This is a genomic window from Ligilactobacillus salivarius, from assembly GCF_035231985.1.
Lineage (GTDB): Bacteria > Bacillota > Bacilli > Lactobacillales > Lactobacillaceae > Ligilactobacillus > Ligilactobacillus salivarius.
Genome location: NZ_CP117983.1, coordinates 1,115,496 through 1,137,335 on the forward strand (window position 1 = coordinate 1,115,496; position 21,840 = coordinate 1,137,335).

Annotated in this window: 17 protein-coding genes and 1 tRNA gene; 5 read left to right on the top strand and 13 right to left on the bottom strand. The window is 36.7% G+C overall.

Going from position 1 to position 21,840, the window contains the following annotated elements; translation table 11 throughout:
* Positions 1 to 61 precede the first annotated feature (61 nt).
* Genes PTA89_RS05570 through rnz form a run of 4 tightly spaced genes read right to left on the bottom strand, consistent with a single transcriptional unit; the run spans position 62 to position 4,705 of the window.
* Positions 62 to 580 carry an adenine phosphoribosyltransferase gene (locus tag PTA89_RS05570; protein ID WP_003700501.1) on the bottom strand — a complete coding sequence of 173 codons (519 nt, stop codon included), beginning with the start codon at positions 578 to 580 and terminating at the stop codon, positions 62 to 64.
* Positions 581 to 601: 21 nt separating this feature from the next.
* Positions 602 to 2,935 carry a single-stranded-DNA-specific exonuclease RecJ gene (gene recJ, locus PTA89_RS05575; protein ID WP_324177046.1) on the bottom strand — a complete coding sequence of 778 codons (2,334 nt, stop codon included), beginning with the start codon at positions 2,933 to 2,935 and terminating at the stop codon, positions 602 to 604.
* Positions 2,936 to 2,945: 10 nt separating this feature from the next.
* On the bottom strand, positions 2,946 to 3,755 hold the full coding sequence (locus tag PTA89_RS05580; RefSeq protein ID WP_003707485.1) for an SDR family NAD(P)-dependent oxidoreductase: 810 nt from the start codon (positions 3,753 to 3,755) through the stop codon (positions 2,946 to 2,948).
* Complete coding sequence (gene rnz, locus PTA89_RS05585) at positions 3,752 to 4,705, bottom strand: ribonuclease Z (protein WP_003707484.1); 954 nt, start codon at positions 4,703 to 4,705, stop codon at positions 3,752 to 3,754. The genes PTA89_RS05580 and rnz overlap by 4 nt, the downstream gene beginning before the upstream one ends.
* A gap of 145 nt (positions 4,706 to 4,850) precedes the next feature.
* Here rnz and PTA89_RS05590 point away from each other — a divergent pair, with 145 nt between their 5' ends.
* The gene (locus PTA89_RS05590; protein ID WP_324177047.1) at positions 4,851 to 5,183 is read left to right on the top strand and encodes a hypothetical protein; all 333 of its coding nucleotides are present in this window, start codon (positions 4,851 to 4,853) and stop codon (positions 5,181 to 5,183) included.
* A 75-nt stretch (positions 5,184 to 5,258) separates the two neighbouring features.
* Positions 5,259 to 5,516, top strand: a complete 258-nt coding sequence (locus PTA89_RS05595) for a hypothetical protein (protein ID WP_003707483.1) — start codon at positions 5,259 to 5,261, stop codon at positions 5,514 to 5,516.
* A gap of 110 nt (positions 5,517 to 5,626) precedes the next feature.
* Here PTA89_RS05595 and PTA89_RS05600 read toward each other — a convergent pair whose 3' ends face one another.
* From PTA89_RS05600 to uvrC, 3 genes are all read right to left on the bottom strand, one after another.
* A complete protein-coding gene (locus PTA89_RS05600; RefSeq protein ID WP_324177048.1) occupies positions 5,627 to 7,480 on the bottom strand; it encodes an acyltransferase family protein in 1,854 nt (617 codons plus the stop codon).
* Positions 7,481 to 7,510: 30 nt separating this feature from the next.
* The gene (gene obgE, locus PTA89_RS05605) at positions 7,511 to 8,809 is read right to left on the bottom strand and encodes a GTPase ObgE (RefSeq protein WP_034982600.1); all 1,299 of its coding nucleotides are present in this window, start codon (positions 8,807 to 8,809) and stop codon (positions 7,511 to 7,513) included.
* A gap of 117 nt (positions 8,810 to 8,926) precedes the next feature.
* Positions 8,927 to 10,705 carry an excinuclease ABC subunit UvrC gene (gene uvrC, locus PTA89_RS05610; protein WP_081538089.1) on the bottom strand — a complete coding sequence of 593 codons (1,779 nt, stop codon included), beginning with the start codon at positions 10,703 to 10,705 and terminating at the stop codon, positions 8,927 to 8,929.
* Positions 10,706 to 10,842: 137 nt separating this feature from the next.
* On the opposite strand from uvrC, the gene PTA89_RS05615 reads away from it, so the two are divergent.
* Both PTA89_RS05615 and PTA89_RS05620 read left to right on the top strand, forming a co-directional pair.
* Positions 10,843 to 11,799, top strand: coding sequence for a D-2-hydroxyacid dehydrogenase (locus PTA89_RS05615; protein ID WP_011476165.1), 957 nt, complete (start codon positions 10,843 to 10,845; stop codon positions 11,797 to 11,799).
* 80 nt (positions 11,800 to 11,879) lie between these two features.
* Positions 11,880 to 12,017: an SPJ_0845 family protein gene (locus PTA89_RS05620; protein WP_003700519.1), complete on the top strand. Its 138-nt coding sequence runs from the start codon at positions 11,880 to 11,882 to the stop codon at positions 12,015 to 12,017.
* Positions 12,018 to 12,126: 109 nt separating this feature from the next.
* On the opposite strand, the gene PTA89_RS05625 is transcribed toward PTA89_RS05620, so the two are convergent.
* From PTA89_RS05625 to PTA89_RS05635, 3 genes are all read right to left on the bottom strand, one after another.
* Positions 12,127 to 12,199: transfer RNA gene (locus tag PTA89_RS05625), tRNA-Glu, on the bottom strand.
* Positions 12,200 to 12,273: 74 nt separating this feature from the next.
* The gene (locus PTA89_RS05630; protein ID WP_003707479.1) at positions 12,274 to 12,792 is read right to left on the bottom strand and encodes a metallophosphoesterase; all 519 of its coding nucleotides are present in this window, start codon (positions 12,790 to 12,792) and stop codon (positions 12,274 to 12,276) included.
* Positions 12,792 to 13,391 carry an XTP/dITP diphosphatase gene (locus PTA89_RS05635; RefSeq protein WP_324177049.1) on the bottom strand — a complete coding sequence of 200 codons (600 nt, stop codon included), beginning with the start codon at positions 13,389 to 13,391 and terminating at the stop codon, positions 12,792 to 12,794. Before PTA89_RS05635 ends, PTA89_RS05630 begins: the two co-directional genes overlap by 1 nt.
* A 188-nt stretch (positions 13,392 to 13,579) precedes the next feature.
* Between PTA89_RS05635 and PTA89_RS05640 the strand changes: the two genes are divergently transcribed.
* Positions 13,580 to 14,077 (top strand): YslB family protein, encoded by a 498-nt coding sequence (locus PTA89_RS05640; RefSeq protein WP_003703936.1) that lies wholly within the window; start codon positions 13,580 to 13,582, stop codon positions 14,075 to 14,077.
* 151 nt (positions 14,078 to 14,228) lie between these two features.
* Here the strand turns inward: PTA89_RS05640 and PTA89_RS05645 are convergent, their stop codons facing one another.
* The 3 genes from PTA89_RS05645 to PTA89_RS05655 form a co-directional block, all read right to left on the bottom strand.
* Positions 14,229 to 14,438 carry a methylase gene (locus PTA89_RS05645; RefSeq protein ID WP_255819538.1) on the bottom strand — a complete coding sequence of 70 codons (210 nt, stop codon included), beginning with the start codon at positions 14,436 to 14,438 and terminating at the stop codon, positions 14,229 to 14,231.
* Positions 14,439 to 14,580: 142 nt separating this feature from the next.
* Positions 14,581 to 14,787, bottom strand: a complete 207-nt coding sequence (locus PTA89_RS05650; RefSeq protein WP_069469166.1) for a hypothetical protein — start codon at positions 14,785 to 14,787, stop codon at positions 14,581 to 14,583.
* Between the two features lie 331 nt (positions 14,788 to 15,118).
* Positions 15,119 to 21,757 (bottom strand): Mbeg1-like protein, encoded by a 6,639-nt coding sequence (locus PTA89_RS05655; RefSeq protein ID WP_324177050.1) that lies wholly within the window; start codon positions 21,755 to 21,757, stop codon positions 15,119 to 15,121.
* Between the last annotated feature and the right edge of the window lie 83 nt (positions 21,758 to 21,840).

Sequence of the window (21,840 nt, forward strand, 5' to 3'; positions counted from 1 at the left end):
ATATCTATCTTCACAAATGAAGAATTGATATATTGGTCTTTTATTGTTTCTATACTAAAATTTAGTATTTCATTAAAGCTAAAGTATCGTAACCCTTAATCTTGTCACGACCATGTAGATCTTCCAATTCAATGATGAATGCACAACCTACAACCACGCCACCAAGTTGTTCAACTAAGTCAATTGTTGCGCCGATTGTACCACCAGTTGCTAATAAATCATCTGTAACTAAAACTTTTTGTCCTGGTTTAACTGCATCTTTGTGCATATAAAGTGAAGCTGTACCATATTCTAATGAGTAATCAGCCTTAACTGTTTCACGAGGTAGCTTACCCTTCTTACGTGCTGGAGCAAAGCCTACACCTAATTCATAAGCTACAGGGCAACCAACGATAAAGCCACGTGCTTCTGGTCCAACAATCATTTCAACGCCCTTATCTTTAGCGAATTGAACGATGCGGTCAGTAGCTTGGCGATAAGCTTCACCATCTGCCATTAATGGAGAAATATCTCTAAATACAATTCCTTCTTCTGGATAATTTTCAATACTTGCAATATAGTTTCTTAAATCTAAAGCCATTAAAATTTCTCCTTTTCAGCTCTAATTATTTTCATCAAGATACTTTAATATCCACTTCTGTAAATCTGTTGATTTGCTGTATATTAGCGATTTTTGTACTTTCATTTTTTGTAAATATGCTTGATATGAATTTGTATCTTCTAAACTATGCGGAGTTACATTTGTGTTTCCACTCATTAACCCATTTTCTATTTTAACAAATTTCGCTTCAAAAAACACATTAATCATAAAAACTAAAAGTTCACGTTTTAATTTTAAGTAGTCCGCTAATTTCTGTAAATCTCTTCTTATATTTACATTAGTGTGTGTTTGCGAGAACTTATATAGTCTACCAAACTGTTCTCTAGTTGGCAAGCCATTTAAGTAAGTATTTTCTCTAGTATAACCAACAAAAATAAAATGCTTAACAATTACTTTAGCAAGTAAAGACTTTAATTTTTCTATATTATCTGGACAATCTACTACAATCAACGTATCACAATTTAATTTCTTATCATCGCTAAAATTATATAAATAAGCTTCACTACTATCTGCTAGATATGGCATTACTTGATTGTATAGTTTTTTATCAAAGAAAACATACGTTGCTTTTTGTTGAAACATTAGTTTAGTTAATTTATTTTTTCGTTGAATCTCAACAACTGTGCCAGTATTACTATCATCCAACAAAATATCTTCTACCATAATTTGAAGATTAACTCTATTTTGCCAAACATTTTTTCCCAAAGTTCCTATCAAACGAACTGAATTTTTATTTCGCTCAATTTCAGAAATTTTTTTACTACCAATTCCGAAATCCAAAGCATCTACTTGAGAGTTATTGGATTGCAATTGAAGTTTAAGATGATTTTTTTGTTGTCCAATCGCCTTAACTGTATTCACTTTGTAATCTTTGAATTCAAAAACAGGACGAGGATTATCTGTACCAAATGGTGCTAAAGCTTCTAATTGTGCCTCTAAATCCAAATTAACATCATCTAAATTAACAGGAATGACTTTTACTACCGGTTTTGTAGCATGTTCAATTCCTTGTTTCTTTCCTTCTTCATCAACAACTTGTTGTAAATCTGACAACTTCTTCTTATCTAGAGACAAGCCACAAGCCATATGATGTCCTCCAAATTTCATGAGAATATCTCGATGACTATCTAAGGCATCAAACATTTGAAATGCTTCAATGGATCTTCCTGAGCCTTTAGCAATACCTGTTTTTTCATCAATGCTAAGAACTAAAGAAGGTTTGCCAGTCATATCGACTAACCTACTTGCCACGATACCCACTACACCTTCATGCCAGTTATTTCCAGCCACTACATTGACTAAATGATTTTCAGATTTATTAGCTAATTGTGCCACCGCTTCTTCAACAATTTTATTAACTTCTTCTTGCCTTTTTATGTTTAATTGGTTGGTAGTTTTTGCTAACTCTTCAGCTCTTTCCTCATCTAAAGTAGTTAGCAATTCTACCCCTAAACTTCCATTTTCCATTCTTCCTAATGCATTTAAACGTGGAGCAAGTGAAAAACCAATTGTCTCTTCCGTAATTGTAGGAACTTCTATCCCTGCTACTTTGTATAAACTTTGCAACCCAGGACGCATTGTTTGTTGTAACAATTGCAGACCATACTTAACTAAGATTCTATTTTCACCAGTTAGAGAAACCAAATCAGCTACTGTCCCTAAAGCAACTAAATCTAATACATCTTGTGGTAGTTCTTCTAGTAAAGCAGCCGCCACCTTAAAAGCCACACCTACTCCAGATAATTCACCAAAAGGATAATCGCCCTCAGGATGACGAGGATGAATAATCGCATATGCATCTGGCAAAGTTTCGGGTAACTCATGATGATCTGTTATGACTACATCTACTCCATGTTGATTTGCATAATCAATGGCTTCATGTCCAGCTACCCCATTATCCACGGTTACAATTAAACTAACACCTTCATCAATCAAACGCTTATAGGCTTCCACATTTGGACCATAGCCATCTTTAAATCTATCAGGTATATAATATTCAACTTCTGCTCCTAATTCTTCAAGAGTTTCGTACATAAGGGCAGTACTTGTGATTCCATCAACATCATAATCTCCATAAATGACTATTTTTTCACCATTCATGATTGCTTGTTGAATTCTATCTACACCTAGTTCCATATCATGCATAAAATTAGGATCGTACAATCCACGAGCATCTGGATCTAAAAAATTGTTAATAGCTTCAAGAGAATCGTATCCTCTTTCTATTAATATTTGTAAAACTATCTTAGGAAAACCTGTTTCTTCAATTAATTCATCAAGATGTTCATTTTCTGATAATTCAATTTCTTGCCATTCTTTTTTAGCATCAATCAAGAGTTTTTCCTCATTTCTTGTTAAAAATACCACCTGTTAAATAATCAGCCATATGTGGGAAGACTTCATATAAGTGATGAGCAACTTCCATGTAATATGGTAAATTCACTTCACGTCGACTAGTTCCAATCTTTGAAACAATTTTATAAGCTACTTCCTCTGGGTCTAAAACTATATTTCCTAGAGAATTTAGGTAATTATGTGTTTTATCTGCTTTATCAAAGAATTCTGTTCTGATAGGTCCAGGATTTACGGTCATTACTGAAATTCCCAATGGTTTCAATTCCAAACGTAAAGCATTAGAAAAGCCTAGCACTGCAAATTTAGTTGCAGAATAGACAGTTGATTTAGGTGTAGCTATTTTGCCAGCCATAGAAGCAATATTAATTATTGCACCTACTTGTCTTTCAGCCATTTTTGTAGCTACATATTTAGTAGCATACATTAATCCTAAAACATTTACTCTGAACATCGCTTCTACTCTATCCATATCAAAATCAAGGAAGTCTTCCATTAGTCCAAAGCCAGCATTATTAATTAAAACTGAGACAGGTCCCACTTCTTCCTCTACCTCATTAACAACTTTTTCTACTTCTTCTGGCTTGGAAATATCTAGTTGGTATGCATATGCTAATCTCTTAGACAAATTTTGACAATTTTCTACAACTACATCTAACTTTTCTTTACGACGTGCACAAGCTACAACTATTGCACCCTTTTTAGCTACTTGATAAGCTATTTGTTCACCTAAACCACCTGATGCTCCAGTTATCAACACAACTTTATTAGTTAAGTCTTTTAAACTTTTATAATTTTTCATTGCTCATCGTCCTTTCTTTCAGGAAAAGGAATATTAAAGGTATCAAAATCTTTAACAACCTTAGTATTTGGAAATACTTTCTTAGCTTCTTTTTCTAAAACTTTCACCATCTTCCCTACATAACGAGCTGAAATATGAGTTAACAGTAATTGTTTTACGCCTACTTCTTTAGCTAAAGTAGCTGCTTGAACACAAGTTGAGTGATGATAATTACGTGCTAATTTCCCTTCACCCTTACCAAAAGTACTTTCATGAACTAACACGTCAGCATCTTTAGCAAGTAATTTCAAGTTAGGTGTTTGTCTAGTATCACCCAAAACCGTTACAATTCGACCTTTCTTAGCTTTACCTATAAAGTCTTTCCCATCTATAGTTCTACCATCTTCAAGTGTTACTACTTCTCCAGCTTTAAGACGACCATAGATTGGTCCAGATGGAACTCTAGCTTCTCTAAGTTTTTCAACTTGTAATTCACCTGGATAATCCTTTTCTTCAATTCTGTAGCCCCAACATTCAATACGATGATCTAATTTATAAGCGTAAACTTTAAATCGATCATTTTCTAAAAGTAAACCTTCTTCTTCAAGTTCTACAAAATTTAATTCATACGATAATTTTGTTTGACTAACCTTTAAACTAATATTAACAAAATCAGAAATTCCTTTAGGTCCATAAATTGTTAATGGTCCCATTTTTTCGCCGCCTTGAAATGAACGACTACTCAAAAAGCCAGGTAATCCAAAAATATGATCACCATGCATATGAGTTATAAATATTTTATCAATCTTACGTGGACGAATTGTTGTGTTTAAAATTTGGTGTTGTGTTCCTTCGCCTACATCAAACAACCAAATCTTTTTGATTTCATCCAATAATTTTAATGCAACTGCGGATACATTCCTACTCTTAGAAGGTGATCCAGCACCTGTTCCTAAAAATTCTAATTCCATTTATCTTTCATCCTTATCATTAACTAATTAGACAGTATCTTCTTAATTCTATCATTAATGAGTATCAATTTAAAGTTTCTCAAAATTTTTCAAAATATCTTATAATAGATAATATACTTTACTGCCAAACTAGAGGGGAATTAATATGCGTATAATAGACTTCATTACTGCTACCGATTTCTTAAATCCTAAATTAGTTATTACTCAAGAATTTGATCATAAAAATATTATCTCTGGGAAAGTTACCATAAAAGATACTAATACAATCCTTATTTCTCCTTCTCCAGAATTAGTTACCCTCTCTGAATTATTAAGCATTCTAAAAAAATATCCAAAAAAGGCTGAATTAAGGGTTAGAGATGTTGAGAAAGAAAATTATACTCTCCCACTTATGTCATTTAAAATTTCCCAATCTGAATTAGAATTAGCATATAAACCTCTATATCTGCTGCAAAAAAATAATAAAGAAACTCAGTAATATTTTTATATTGTAGAGGATAAATAATTCATGTTATACTTATTTTGTACAATTTATTAAAGGTTGGTGAATACTATGATGTTATTTGGACACATTCTATTCGGTACAATGGCCCTTATCGGTGCATTTCTTTTAGAAATTGGTTTCCGTAAAGATTTCCAGGAATTAAATCTAGTTCAACGTTTAGGAATTATTTTTACAATTGTTGGTATGTTTGCAACTGTTGCTATGGGTATTTACCTAGCAGGTAACGTATTATCAGCTGCATTTGTTGCAGTTATTGGAATCCTATTAGTAGGATTTCTTGTTGTACCAAGTAAGGCTAAAAACTAAAAATTTATTTTTTGACAATCCTTGCCTTCTATAAGGATTGTTTTTTTATTTCAATAAAAATACCCTATAACTGTCAGATTTTATCTAACAATTATAGAGTATGTAAGATTTTATTTAACTATTTTTTTAGCAACAAAACTACCATAATATTCCAAGCCATGTGGATTAGGATGAACGTTATCATTGTAGAACCAATCAGCGTGATTTTGGCTATAGCTAAACCAATCAATTATATGTAAATTCTTATACTTTTTGCTAGCTGATGCCAAATCTTGATTCACTTGATCTTGCCAACGTCTTGTTGGTACATGAACATTAATCCAATATACTTGGCGATCTTTACCAGCAGCATTCATAATATCTTGAATTTCATGTCCCATAAAAGCACCATTTGTGCCCTCACTTATCAACACTGTTTGTTCCAATTTTCCAGTTTGCGCTAATTGTTGTACTATCTTTGCTGCTTCAGCTGACTGCCTACCAACTTTAGCATCGATATACATGTTAGGGAAAATTTCTTGTAATGAACTAGCTCCATCAGCTAATACAGAATCTCCTACTGCTGTAATCTTCATATTTCTTGCTTTATCAGCTTGAGCAGCAGTTAACTGATACTTCTTCACTTCAGAACTAGAAGATGAGGAAACTTGTTCAGTTGATTGCTTTTTGCCACTCTTTAATTCAGAATTTCTCTTTTTAACTTTGGCATTGTTTTCTTTAATTTGTTTTGCCAAAGCATTATCCTGTGGTTTCTTAGTTGGCTGTTGCACTAAACCAGCACCAGCAATCAAAAATACAATTGCTCCCACAGCTACACCAATTTTGGAATTTAAATGTGATTTATCTCGTTTAAAGACTTGTTTAACTTTGATTAGAGTTTGACTGTAATCAAAGTTTTTCAAAGGTATCTCAATATATCTATAAGATAATTCACTTATAGCAAGTATTATTGCTATTTCTATTAATCCATACAACCAAGGATGTGCAGCAATATTCTTAACTTTTGACTCAAAGAAAACCATCACTGGATACTGATAAATATAAATCCCATAGCTACGCCTACCTATCCATGTAAAAACTGGATTAGTAAACCAGGTATTCATATTGGCTCCCGGATGTGCTACTGTTGCGACAAGTATTGCAGAGATTATTGAAAATAAGTACATCCCACCATGATATACAAAAGCTTTTTCACCATTCATTTTAAAGAATGATAATATTACTAATAAAGCACACACAATACCTGTTATGTTAAGAATTCGTCGACTCTCATCAGGAAGTTTTTGACTTAACTTACTACTTGGCCAAACAATTGCTAAAGCTGCACCTATTAGTATCGAAAATACACGTGTATCTGTTCCGTAGTAAACACGTGAAGGATCACTACCTACCTTAAATAAAAGCATCATTTCTAAAGCTGATAGTAAACTCAATCCTATTAACAGAAAGAATCTAACACTTTTCTTAGGTAAGTATTTACACATTAATATAATCAATAAAGGCCAAAACAAATAGAATTGTCCTTCAATAGATAACGACCATAAATGTGTAAAAGGAGACTGAATCGCAAATTTATCAAAATATGATTGACCTGTATGAATTTGATACCAATTATATATTGAGGTCAAATTTGTCAGAAAAACCATTCGAATATGAGCCAATAACTCTTTTTGAAACAAAGTTATATACGCTATCGTTCCAACTAACATTGTTATCAATCCTGGATACAACCTTTTCATACGCCTAATATAAAAAGCTTTGACATCAATTTTTCGATTTTGTTCCCATTCTTGTAACAACAAATCAGTTATTAAATATCCAGAAATAACGAAGAATATAGAAACTCCCATCAAGCCGCCTTGCATTGCGTAAGGAAACAAATGATAGAAAATAACTGCAATAACTGCCAGCGTTCGAATACCGTCAAATCCCGTAATGTATCGGCTTCTTTTTAATCTTCTCATTTTTCCATTACCCCTACTTAAGCATGATTATTATTCTACAAATTCAAAAGTAAAGTCTTCGATTCTTACCAAATCTCCACCTTTAGCACCACGTTCGCGTAGGGCATCATCTACACCCATTCCACGCAATTGACGAGCAAATCTCATTAAACTTTCATCATGGTTAAAGTTAGTCATCTTAAATAGACGTTCCAATTTTTCACCTGAAAGTACCCAAGTTGCGTCAGAATCACGTGTAATCTTGAATGCTGGTTCATCTTCTTTAAAGGTGTAAACCTTGCTTGCTTGTTCTTTTTCTGCCAATGTTTCAAACTTAGGAGTAGATTCTAGTACATCAGCTGTTCTATGTGTTAACTCTTTCAACCCTTGATGAGTTAAGGAAGATATTTCCATAACTTCTGGTACTTGTTTTAAAGTCTTATCCTTAGCTAACTTGACTTTGAATTCTGCCAAATTCTTGGCACTGTCTGGCATATCCATCTTACTTGCTACTACGATTTGTGGTCTATCAAGTAAAGTTGGATCATATACCTTCAATTCTTCATTAATTTTGACAAAATCATCATATGGATCTCTACCTTCTACACCCGACATATCAATCAAATGCAAAATAACACGAGTTCTTTCAACATGACGTAAGAACTGAATACCTAAACCTACACCTTGAGAAGCACCTTCAATTAATCCAGGTAAGTCAGCCATAACATAATCTCTACCATCATCTAGACGAACCATACCCAAATTAGGAACCAAAGTTGTAAAGTGATATTCAGCAATTTTTGGCTTAGCACTTGTTACAACTGAAAGTAAAGTAGATTTACCAACAGAAGGGAAACCTACTAAACCAACATCGGCTAACACTTTAAGTTCTAGTTTTAATTTTCTTTCTTCGCCAGGTTCACCATTTTCAGCAATTTCTGGAGCTGGATTTTTAGGACTAGCAAACTTAATATTACCACGACCACCACGGCCACCTTTAGCTACAACTAATTCATCGTCTGCTTCAACTAAATCACCTAACAATTCTCCAGTTTCAGCATCTGTAACTGTTGTACCTTGAGGAACACTAATATAGGTATCGTCTGCACCACGACCATACATTCCCTTGATCATGCCGTTTTGACCAGGTTTTGCTTTAAAAATACGGTGATATCTAAAATCCATTAATGTACGTAAACCTTGGTCTACTTTTAAAATAATACTTCCGCCTTTACCACCGTCACCACCAGCAGGTCCACCATTAGGAACATACTTTTCACGGCGGAAAGCAACCATACCGTCGCCACCTTTTCCGGCTTTTACTTCAATTTTTATTTGATCTACAAACATTTATTTAATCGCCTTTCCTTATATATCTAACTATATTGCATATTTATTATTCTATTTCATCAATAAGTTAATCAATCTTAAATATACCAATTATCTTCTCTTAGGTCAAAGCATTTTCTAACTTTGGTTTTTCAAGCTTAACTTAATTGTCTGAGCCACTTTTTTAGAAATACCTAAGCTTTCCAAATCCTCTACTGAAGCTGCAGAAATATTCTTCAGAGAACCATAATTTCTTAATAACTTAATTCTCGTTTTAGGACCTACTCCTTGAATTCTTTCTAAGCGTGAAGCTAATGAATTTTTTGATCGAACTTGGCGATGGAAAGTAATCGCAAATCTATGAACTTCATCCTGAATTCTTTGTAGTAGATAAAAGCCTTCACTTTTAGGATCTAAACCAATCTTTTCATCATTTTCCATCATTAAATCAGCAGTTTTATGGCGATCATTTTTTACCATTCCTGCTACAGGAATATCAATACCTAATTGATTATGTAACACATCAACAGCGGCATTAATTTGAATACTTGCACCGTCCATTAATATTAAATCAGGTAAATTAGCTTTTTCTTTCAAAAGTCTACTATATCTACGATAAATAACTTCTCTTGTACTAGCAGCTTCATCAGCATGGTCAACATTTTTTAACTTATATTTTCGATATTCTGTTTTTTCTGGTTTCCCATCAATGAAACAAACCATCGCGGATACTAAATCTTCTCCTTGTAAATGAGAATGATCAAATGCTTCAATTCTATGACCATTAGGCAATCCTAACGCATCTGTTATTTCATTCATAGCCCCAGTTGTCTTTCTTTCATCCAATTCAAGTAAACGGAATTTTTCTTCCAACACTAACTTAGCATTTTTCTGTGCCATTTCTAGTAAATCACGCTTTTGTCCTCGTTGTGGTGTTTTAACTGGAATACCTAAAATTTCACTTAATGTTTCTTTATCCATCCCTGAAGGAACTAAAATTTCTTTAGGTAAAATACGGTTTTTTTGATTATAAAACTGTAAAATAAAAGATTCTAGCTCAGCTTCAGGCGTGTCTATACATGGAAATAGTCGTTTTTCACGTTTCATCAAACGTGCTTGTCTAATAGAGAAAATTTGTAAAGATAACCAACCTTTATTCATGTAAAAAGCAAATAAATCACGCGGTGTATTATCATTGCTAATAATTTTTTGTTTTTCAACTGTCATTTCAACATAGTGAATTTGATCTCTTATTTCAGCTGCCCTTTCAAACTCTAGATTCTCGGATGCAGTTTCCATTTTTTGTTCAAGTTCTTTTTTTATTTTACTTACATTTCCATTTAAAAATGACTTTATCTTCTTGATTTGCTTTTCATATTCGGATTGTGGGACTTCTTTAAAGCAGGCACCCAAGCATTGTCCCATATGATAGTACAAACATGGCCGTTTTTGATATCCATTACAACGTCTTAAAGGATACACCTTTTGCAGTAACTGTAATGTTTCTGTTGCAGCATAGACATTGGGATAAGGGCCAAAATAATAGCCACCATCCTTTTTAACTTGACTGACAATTTTTAATTGTGGGTCTTTTTCATGAGTTATCTTAATATACGGATACCCAGTTCCCCTTTTTAGCTTAATGTTATAGTAAGGCTTATGTTTTTGAATTAAAGTAATTTCTAACAAAAATGCTTCCTTATCAGTTGAAGTGATAATTGTTTCAAAATCCCTTATTTCAGACACTAATTTAGCTGTTTTTCCTTCATGACTACTTTTAAAATATGAACGTACGCGATTTTTTAAATTTTTGGCTTTACCTACATAAATAATTCTACTATTAATATCTTTCATCATGTAACAGCCAGGCAAATCTGGTAATAGTTTTAATTTGTTTTCAATATGTTGTGTCGCCATAGTTACGTCCTTTCTCTAATATTCTAGTCTTAATTATACTATTTATATCTAGCAAAACCAATTGTCATACTCACATCTTGAATCGCATTTTGAAAGCGTTTATAATTAAAGTAAATATTTATTGAGGTGATTATATTATGGATATTGTACTTTTAGACGGTTACTCTCTAAACGCTGATTTAACTTGGAGCAAACTATCCAACTTAGGCAATTGCACTTTTTACGATCAAACACCTGTGGATGACACTGAAGAGATTATTAAACGTATTGATAATGCTGAAATTGTAATTACACATAAGACACCATTAAGAAATGAAGTTTTAAAACAAGTTCCTAACTTAAAATATATTGGTATTATGGGAACTGGCTATGATGTCGTAGATATTGAGAGCGCTCATCAACATGATATAATTGTAACCAATGTTCCTACATACGGTACTGATGCAGTTGCTCAATTCACATTTTCTCTTCTACTAGAAGTAACTGGTCAAGTTGGCTTACATAATCAACTAATTCATGAAGGAAAATGGTCAAAAGTTCCTGATTTTACATTTTGGGACAAACCTCTCTATGAATTAAAGGGTAAGACATTAGGATTAATTGGTTACGGTCGTATCGCACAAAAAGTAGCTGAATTAGGTCATGCTTTCTCAATGAATATCATCTTTTATAATCATCGTCCTAAAGAGGTTAATGTTCCCTGGATTAAACAAGTTCCTTTAGACGAACTTCTAAGACAATCGGATGTTATTAGTTTACACGTTATTCAAACACCTGACACAATTAATCTAATTAATAAAGAGACAATCTCTAAAATGAAAAAGAATGTCATTATTTTAAACACAGCTAGAGGAAAACTAATCAATGAAACTGATATAGCTGAGGCATTAAATAATGATCGCATCTATGCTTTAGCAACTGATGTAGTCTCCAAAGAACCAATTTCAGAAGATAATCCTCTTTTAACTGCAAAAAATTGCTACATCACTCCACATATCGCATGGGCTCCTTTGGAAACTAGGGAAAGATTACTTGAAATTACAGTTAATAACTTGAAAAGCTATTTGACAGGTACTCCTACCAACGTAATTTAAGCTCTAACTTGACAGTAGCTTAAAATTTTGATAACTTTCTAGGCAATAGATGTTAGCAATTTTTTGAGGAAGTGAATATTATGGGATTAAAGGTCAATCAACAACACAATTTAGAACAATTATTTGATAAATTTGCAACTATTGATCCTAAAAATCGAAAAGAAACTAAAACTGTTGAAAAAGAATCCAATAAAAAGAACCCAACAGAACAAAAATAATCGTTAAATATTTTAAAATCAGCAATTTTTGGATTGCTGATTTTTATTTATAATAAAAAATGAGAACAACCTATTATTCAAGTTGTTCTCATTTTACATACGAATATTATCACCCGTACGGGGATCGAACCCGTAACTCCGCCTTGAGAGGGCGACGTCTTAACCAATTTGACCAACGGGCAATTAACTTACTCGTATAATATTACTCCTGAAAATAATCAAAATCAAGTCTTTTTTAGCATGATTTTCCAACAAATTACCTTTGATATTCAAATTGCAACTCTGAAACAGGAGCTAATCCTTCTCTAGTATAGTAGGTAACCTTAATCTTACTTTCATTTACGGATACAATAGCGTAAGTTCCACCTAGTTTTTGATATTCTCCACGTGGAAACCACACACTCCCTGGATTCAAAAAAAGCGTACCATCAACATATTCAACTGCTAAGCGATGTGTATGACCATAAAAAACAAATTTAGCATTTTCTTGTTTAGCTAATAATGCTAGTCTGTCTAATCCATAATTAACTCCATACAGATGACCGTGAGTTACTAAAATATTACCCTCTTCAGTTGCAACAACTTCTTTTTCTGGGTAGTCATAGTAATCACAATTCCCCTCAACAATTGTATAATCTGATACCCATTTTGAATTAGGGTCTAACTCACTATCGCCACAATGAATGAAGTAATCAACCTCATTACTATACTTATCTCTTAAGTCTGCCAATATATTCTTTTTAGAATGGCTATCACTAACTACTAAAATTTTCATTATTCTTCCCACCATTCATCAAATTTTGTTAGCAAATCTTTAATAGCATTTGCACGATGACTAACAGCATTCTTTTCATCTGCAGTTGTTTCACCAAAAGTTTTATCCAAAGGTGGGTAGAAGAATAATGGATCATAACCAAAACCACCCTTACCTCTTTCTTCTTCAACAATGTAGCCTTCTACATTTCCTTCAGCAATCAATGGATCTTTTACTGGACTAGTAATTACTAACGAACAATGAAAATGAGCTGTCCTCTTTTCAAAAGGTACACCTTCTAAATTATGTAGTAATTTCTTTTTATTTGCTTCATCATCATGATCGCCAGCATATCTCGCAGAATAAATACCAGGTTCTCCATTTAGATAATCAACTACAATACCTGAATCGTCAGCTAAAACTGGAATTTTATACAAATTTGTTAATGTTTGTGCTTTAATTAATGCATTCTCTGTAAAAGTTTTGCCATTTTCATCAATTTCGGGTGTATTTTCCATATCTAGTAAAGTTTTTACTTCTATTCCCTTTTCACTAAATAATTTCTTGAACTCCCTTGCTTTTCCCACATTTTTTGTTGCTATCAATATATGTTTAACCATTTTACCACCATCTATCTCTAGTTCTTATCTATCTTTTATTATGCAAAACTCACACAAAAAATCAACTATCTTATTTAGACAGATACTTAATTTTCTAAAAAAGATTAAAAAGTTAAGTATAATTTAAGCTATTCAAATAAAAAGTGTGTATAATAAAATTATCAATTGTTAAAGGGGCTAGGAAGAAAGTGGATGTCAAATTTTATTCAACAGCTGTGGAGCATAATAATTTAGGGACCACTCTTGGTAGTTCTATCTTGAGGGATGCTCTTCTACCTGATCTAGTTGGAACAGATAACACTATTCTTTACTGGGCAGGCAAACGTTTAGCTCGAAATTTTCCACTAGCTAAAGATGAAGATTTACCTGTATTTTTCGAGAAAGCTAATTGGGGGTATTTAAAAAGGGTAAAATCTAAGATGAATCGTCAAGTTTTTGAACTTTCAGGTCCAATAGTCGAAATCAGAAAAAAGATTAATTCTAAATGTGAATTTCTTTTAGAAGCAGGGTTCATCGCAGAAACTATCCAAAATCAAAGCGGATTTACTTCAGAAGCTGTTATCGATACTGAAACATCTCGTGGAAATTCCGTTTTTATAACTGTTCAAGTTGACCAACGTGATCCTGTTGACTTAAATACTATTCCCGATAAGGATTTACTCAATCCATCTAGGGAAGAATTATAAAAAAGAACCTAAAGTCGTAGGCACTATTCAATGCCAAACTTTAGGTTCTCTTTTTTATTGATTAGGTAATATGATGTTTCTTTTAATAAAATTAATACACTATCAAGTATCTAAATTACAAATTTTTGCTAATTATTCTACTAACTCTTTTTTATAAACTTGAGTAATTCGCACAGGGGGCATACGGTTTTCTTAACATCTTTTTTTCTTCTTCAGTATTATAATCTTCATCAAGAAAATCAAATAAATCAAATTCTTCGCTATCTTTATGGGTCAAAACACCTTGAGTTTCTTCTCTACCATCTAAAATATCTTGAAAAGTATATTCGCCTTTGAACCTTTTGATGTTTAATATTACCAACTATTGGCAATAACTGCCATTCACTAAAAACAATTGGGGTTCCATCCCCATCAATTTTAGTTAAAGCATTACCTTGAACCATATTAACTTGAATGATAACCTTAACACTTTCGAGAACTTCCTTATTTGAACTTCCACCAAGCTACTTGATTCCACTTTGATAATCAAACGAGAACTGAGAAAACATATTCATAACAAGCATTTTCACATTATCTTCCATTAGTTCAATTCCATAGAGTGTAGATAAAGCTACTAAACTTCTATCATCAAATTCATCGGCAGACCTACTTTGACTTAATGCTACTTTTATTTTTCGTCGTAGAAATTCAACTAAAAAATGCAACTTCATTAGCAAATATTTCAATAAATATAGCTATTAATTTTTGCTTAACTCTTGGTAAATATAACATTTTATTAACTGTTGCTTGTGGTGCAAAACTTTGCCTAGCTTAGTAATTCTTTCTTTAGATTTAGTTAAATTTAAATCTTCCATTAATTCTTAGTCCTCTTTATTAAGATAACAAATAGCCTAATTCCAGCAAAACATCAGAATTAGGCTATTTAAAATATTAATATTTATTTAACGGTAGAACATTTCATTCAAAATTATATCATTTTTGGAAACTAAACATCTTTTTTCTTCGGACTCTTTCAAGTCACAACTTTTACATAAATATGTTTCACTTATCTTCTCTCTTTTTTCTTAACTCTCCTCCTACAATCATTCCAGCCATTCCTAATAATATAGCTCCAGACACCGTAAGATTATTTACTTTATTTCCAGTTTGTGGCAATTTTTCATCTATATCTTTTTGTGTTTTATTCTGCTTAAATGATTGTACACTTCCTTGAATTAATACTGTATTTTTCAAAATATTATCTGATTTACTAGTGTTTCTCATCAAATTATCAAATATAGATTTCACTTCAGATTTCTTACTTAGTTCTACTGGTTTTTCTGGCTCTTTACCCGGTTCACTTGGATCTACTGGTGTTTCCGGTTCTTTGCCTGGCTCACTTGGGGCCACTGGTGTTTCCGGCTCTTTGCCTGATTCACTTGGATCCACTGGAGTTTCCGGTTCTTTGCCCGGTTCGCTTGGATTCACTGGTGTTTCCGGTTCTTTGCCTGGCTCACTTGGATCTACTGGTGTTTCCGGTTCTTTGCCTGGCTCATTTGGGTTCACTGGGGTTTCTGGTTCTTTGCCCGGTTCACTTGGGTCCACTGGTGTTTCCGGTTCTTTGCCTGGCTCACTTGGATCCACTGGGGTTTCTGGCTCTTTGCCTGGCTCACTTGGATTCACTGGAGTTTCCGGCTCTTTACCCGGTTTGCTTGGATCCACTGGGGTTTCTGGTTCTTTGTCCGGTTCACTTGGATCTACTGGTGTTTCGGGCTCTTTACCTGGTTCACTTGGATCTACTGAGGTTTCCGGCTCTTTACCTGGTTCACTTGGATTCACTGGAGTTTCCGGTTCTTTGCCTGGTTCACTTGGATCCACTGGGGTTTCTGGCTCTTTGCCCGGTTCACTTGGGTCCACTGGAGTTTCCGGCTCTTTGCCTGGTTCACTTGGGGCCACTGGGGTTTCCGGTTCTTTGCCTGGCTCACTTGGGCCCACTGGAGTTTCCGGCTCTTTGCCTGGCTCACTTGGATCCACTGGGGTTTCTGGTTCTTTACCTGGTTCACTTGGATCTACTGGTGTTTTCGGCCCTTTTCCCAGTTTGCTTGGATCCACTGGGATTTCGGGCTCTTTACCTGGTTCACTTGGGGCCACTGGGGTTTCCGGCTCTTTGCCTGGTTCACTTGGATCTACTGGAGTTTCCGGCTCTTTTCCCGGTTCACTTGGATTCACTGGGGTTTCTGGCTCTTTGCCTGGCTCACTTGGATCTACTGAGGTTTCCGGCTCTTTGCCTGGTTCACTTGGGGCCACTGGGGTTTCCGGCTCTTTGCCTGGTTCACTTGAATCCACTGGGGTTTCTGGCTCTTTACCCGGTTCGCTTGGATTCACTGGGGTTTCTGGCTCTTTGCCTGGCTCACTTGGATCTACTGAGGTTTCCGGCTCTTTGCCTGGCTCACTTGGCTTCACTGAGGTTTCCGGTTCTTTTCCTGATTCACTTGGTTCCACTGGGATTTCTGGTTCTTTACCTGGTTCACTTGGATCTACTGGTGTTTTCGGCTCTTTTCCCAGTTTGCTTGGATCCACTGGGATTTCGGGCTCTTTGCCTGGTTCACTTGGGGCCACTGGGGTTTCCGGTTCTTTTCCTGGCTCACTTGGGGCTACTGGGGTTTCCGGCTCTTTGCCTGGTTCACTTGGGGCCACTGGGGTTTCCGGCTCTTTGCCTGGTTCACTTGGGGCCACTGGGGTTTCCGGTTCTTTTCCTGGCTCACTTGGATCCACTGGTGTTTCCGGCTCTTTGCCTGGCTCACTTGGGTTCACTGGAGTTTCCGGTTCTTTTCCCGGTTCACTTGGGCCCACTGGGGTTTCCGGTTCTTTTCCTGGCTCACTTGGGGCCACTGGGGTTTCCAGTTCTTTTCCTGGTTCACTTGGGTCCACTGGAGTTTCCGGTTCTTTGCCTGGCTCACTTGGATCCACTGGAGTTTCCGGCTCTTTACCCGGTTCGCTTGGATCCACTGGGGTTTCTGGTTCTTTGCCCGGTTCACTTGGATCCACTGGAGTTTCCGGCTCTTTACCCGGTTCGCTTGGATCCACTGGTGTTTCCGGTTCTTTTCCTGGTTCACTTGGATCTACTGGTGTTTCCGGTTCTTTTCCCGGTTCACTTGGATCCACTGGGGTTTCTGGTTCTTTGCCTGGCTCACTTGGGTTCACTGGTGTTTCCGGTTCTTTGCCCGGTTCACTTGGGCCCACTGGAGTTTCCGGTTCTTTGCCTGGCTCACTTGGATCCACTGGGGTTTCTGGTTCTTTTCCTGGCTCACTTGGATCCACTGGGGTTTCTGGTTCTTTTCCTGGCTCACTTGGATCCACTGGGGTTTCCGGTTCTTTGCCCGGTTCACTTGGGCCCACTGGAGTTTCCGGTTCTTTGCCTGGCTCACTTGGATCCACTGGTGCTTCCGGTTCTTTGCCTGGCTCACTTGGATCCACTGGTGTTTCCGGCTCTTTGCCTGGTTCACTTGAATCCACTGGGGTTTCTGGCTCTTTACCCGGTTCGCTTGGATTCACTGGGGTTTCTGGCTCTTTGCCTGGCTCACTTGGATCTACTGAGGTTTCCGGCTCTTTGCCTGGCTCACTTGGCTTCACTGAGGTTTCCGGTTCTTTTCCTGATTCACTTGGTTCCACTGGGATTTCTGGTTCTTTACCTGGTTCACTTGGATCTACTGGTGTTTTCGGCTCTTTTCCCAGTTTGCTTGGATCCACTGGGATTTCGGGCTCTTTGCCTGGTTCACTTGGGGCCACTGGGGTTTTCGGTTCTTTTCCTGGCTCACTTGGGGCTACTGGGGTTTCCGGCTCTTTGCCTGGTTCACTTGGGGCCACTGGGGTTTCCGGCTCTTTGCCTGGTTCACTTGGGGCCACTGGGGTTTCCGGTTCTTTTCCTGGCTCACTTGGATCCACTGGTGTTTCCGGCTCTTTGCCTGGCTCACTTGGGTTCACTGGAGTTTCCGGTTCTTTTCCCGGTTCACTTGGGCCCACTGGGGTTTCCGGTTCTTTTCCTGGCTCACTTGGATCTACTGGTGTTTCCGGTTCTTTTCCCGGTTCACTTGGATCCACTGGGGTTTCTGGTTCTTTGCCTGGCTCACTTGGGTTCACTGGTGTTTCCGGTTCTTTGCCCGGTTCACTTGGGCCCACTGGAGTTTCCGGTTCTTTGCCTGGCTCACTTGGATCCACTGGGGTTTCTGGTTCTTTTCCTGGCTCACTTGGATCCACTGGGGTTTCTGGTTCTTTTCCTGGCTCACTTGGATCCACTGGGGTTTCCGGTTCTTTGCCCGGTTCACTTGGGCCCACTGGAGTTTCCGGTTCTTTGCCTGGCTCACTTGGATCCACTGGTGCTTCCGGTTCTTTGCCTGGCTCACTTGGATCCACTGGTGTTTCCGGTTCTTTGCCTGGTTCACTTGGATCTACTGGTGTTTCGGGCTCTTTACCTGGTTCACTTGGATCCACTGGTATTTCCGGCTCTTTGCCTGGCTCACTTGGGCCCACTGGGGTTTCCGGTTCTTTGCCTGGCTCACTTGGATCCACTGGTGTTTCCGGCTCTTTGCCTGGCTCACTTGGGTTCACTGGAGTTTCCGGTTCTTTGCCCGGTTCACTTGGGCCCACTGGGGTTTCCGGTTCTTTGCCTGGCTCACTTGGGCCCACTGGGGTTTCCAGTTCTTTTCCTGGTTCACTTGGGTCCACTGGAGTTTCCGGTTCTTTGCCTGGCTCACTTGGATCCACTGGAGTTTCCGGCTCTTTACCCGGTTCGCTTGGATCCACTGGGGTTTCTGGTTCTTTGCCCGGTTCACTTGGATCCACTGGTGTTTCCGGCTCTTTACCCGGTTCGCTTGGATCCACTGGTGTTTCCGGTTCTTTTCCTGGTTCACTTGGATCTACTGGTGTTTCCGGTTCTTTTCCCGGTTCACTTGGGTCCACTGGAGTTTCCGGTTCTTTTCCTGGTTCACTTGGATCTACTGGTGTTTCGGGCTCTTTACCTGGTTTACTTGGATCTACTGGTGTTTCGGGCTCTTTACCTGGTTCACTTGGATCTACTGGTGTTTCTGGTTCTTTGCCTGATTCGCTTGGATCTACTGGTGTTTCTGGTTCTTTTCCCGGTTTGCTTGGATCCACTGGGGTTTTCGGTTCTTTTCCCGGCTCACTTGGACCCACTGGGGTTTCCGGTTCTTTGCCCGGCTCACTTGGACCCACTGGGGTTTCTGGCTCTTTGCCTGGCTCACTTGGATCTACTGAGATTTCTGGTTCTTTTCCCGGTTCGCTTGGATCCACTGGTGTTTCCGGCTCTTTGCCTGGTTCACTTGGATCCACTGGTGTTTCTGGTTCTTTGCCTGGCTCACTTGGATCTACTGGTGTTTCTGGTTCTTTCTCTTTACCCGGTTCGCTTGGATCCACTGGTGTTTCTGGTTCTTTGCCTGGCTCACTTGGGTCCACTGGAGTTTCCGGTTCTTTTCCTGGTTCACTTGGGTCCACTGGAGTTTCCGGTTCTTTTCCTGGTTCACTTAGATCTACTGGTGTTTCGGGCTCTTTACCTGGTTCACTTGGATCCACTGGTGTTTCCGGCTCTTTACCTGGTTCACTTGGATCCACTGGTGTTTCGGGCTCTTTGCCTGGTTCACTTGGGGCCACTGGGGTTTCCGGTTCTTTGCCTGGCTCACTTGGGCCCACTGGTGTTTCCGGCTCTTTGCCTAGCTCACTTGGATCCACTGGTGTTTCTTCCTTACCATTTAAAGCTAATTGAGTTTGCTTTAATTTAGATATTATTGAATCTATCTCAATTTTCGTTACATTTTTATCATCTAATACTGCTCTAGCTGTTTCTAATAAATCGTCATAAGCTTGTCGTTTATCTTCATCAGCCTTTACATAAATAACTGACTTTTTCACCGTAACTGATTCGGCTATCAAACTTTCCAACTCATTTTTAGACGTTTTCAAATTCAAATCCGCTTGCTCTTGAGCACTTTTTAAAACTTCTGCAAGGTCTCTTATATTAGTTACTTCATTAATTTGCTTATTGAAATTATCTTTTTGATCAACTGTTAGTTCTAACATCTGATCAATTCTATCTTTAATTTTATCTTTAGCAACATTTAAAGTCTTTGCTTGTTGAAATTCAACCGGAACATCAATAATAACAGACTTACTCCCATCTGGAAAATCAACTTTAACTTGAACAATAATACTTTCAACATTATCAGCTACAGATTGAGGATAATTTAAATATTCATATTTTAATTCTACTGGCTGGAAAGTAGGTATTTGTTTTTTGTAATATTCATATTGAGGGTCGAATTCTACACTAATTTTTTCATTAATAAGATACGTATTTAAATCTGAAAACGTAGGTACTACTACATTGCCTGTATTTTTTACCTTATAGAATGCATTTAAAGTAGGTTTACTGTTGCTATCCATATAATTAGTACCAATGGCCTTTTCTAATTGATCTCCAAAGCCATCATGATCAGCATCTTCACTGACATATGGTGTGTCCATTCTATAACCCACAGTAAACCAATTTTTTATCTCACTACTATATTTTTTACCAAAAAAGTTTCCACTTGAATGCGTTCCTGTACCATTAACTGCATAAGCCCACTGTGTATTTGGATAATAATACAAACTACCAACTGTATCTTTATGAATTGCATATGACTGCATCTTATGTCCCAAAATTGTTACTCGTGAATCTGCATCATTAGTATAAAACTCCTTAGATAAAATTTTACTGTTTTCAGCAGCTAACCTATGTTCTAATTTTCCAGATATCCATGACCAACTATCTTTAATACCAGGTGCATTAAAGACAGCTCCTCTAACAAAACGTGGATCGTACATTAATTTAGTAGCAGCAAAATATTCTGCAAGATAGCCCCCTAAAGAATGCCCAGTTAAATATATTTCCTTATAAGGCTGTAAATCTTCCAAAACTTGATCCAGATTTTTTACTTGACCAGGTTGAGCACCATTAAAGATGTCAATGTCATCATCTGCATCAGCATTATCATTTGTTCCTCTAAATGCAACAACAACTTGATTATCTTTAGTGGAAAAAAATGTTGCTGAAAAACCATCGGGATTATTTATCTGCCTGTCCATTCTCCAGTCATCAAGAATCTCTCTTACGTCTGCAACATTAAATGTTTTTTCCTGATTAAATTTATCAATAGTATCATTATTACCTGTAAATATCTGGTCTAATTCTTGAGGACTTCGATATGATAGTTCAGTAAAAAAGCGCAAATCTCTATCTGATACATCCCATTTTTCTGGATTTTTATCATATTGATCAATGATTCCGTCATGATCTGTATCAGTAATTTTATAGATAGCATCATTATTAGCACTCGTATTTGTTGGATAAGGTGTCTGTATCTGTTCTGTTTCAGTATTATTACTAATCACCTCATCAGATGTACTCTCATTAGTAGTTGTGTTTGTTGCTTTATTAATATCAGTATTTTCTGATTCAGTTTGTTTAATTTCTGTAGTATTATTTTGCGATGTCAATGTAGTTGTTGGTGTTGTTGGTGTTACTTCATTGGCTTGAATTGGTGGTGTCATCATCAAACTTCCACCTAGTAAAGATACACCGATAATATAAGAAGCCGCCCTCACTCCTGACTTCTTCCTAATACTATATTTAACTTTCTTTTCCATTTAACCTTTCCTTATTAGAGAATCTCTCTAGTCCTTTCTGTAATTATTCTGTAAAACTTAAATTTCTAACAACCTAATTATCC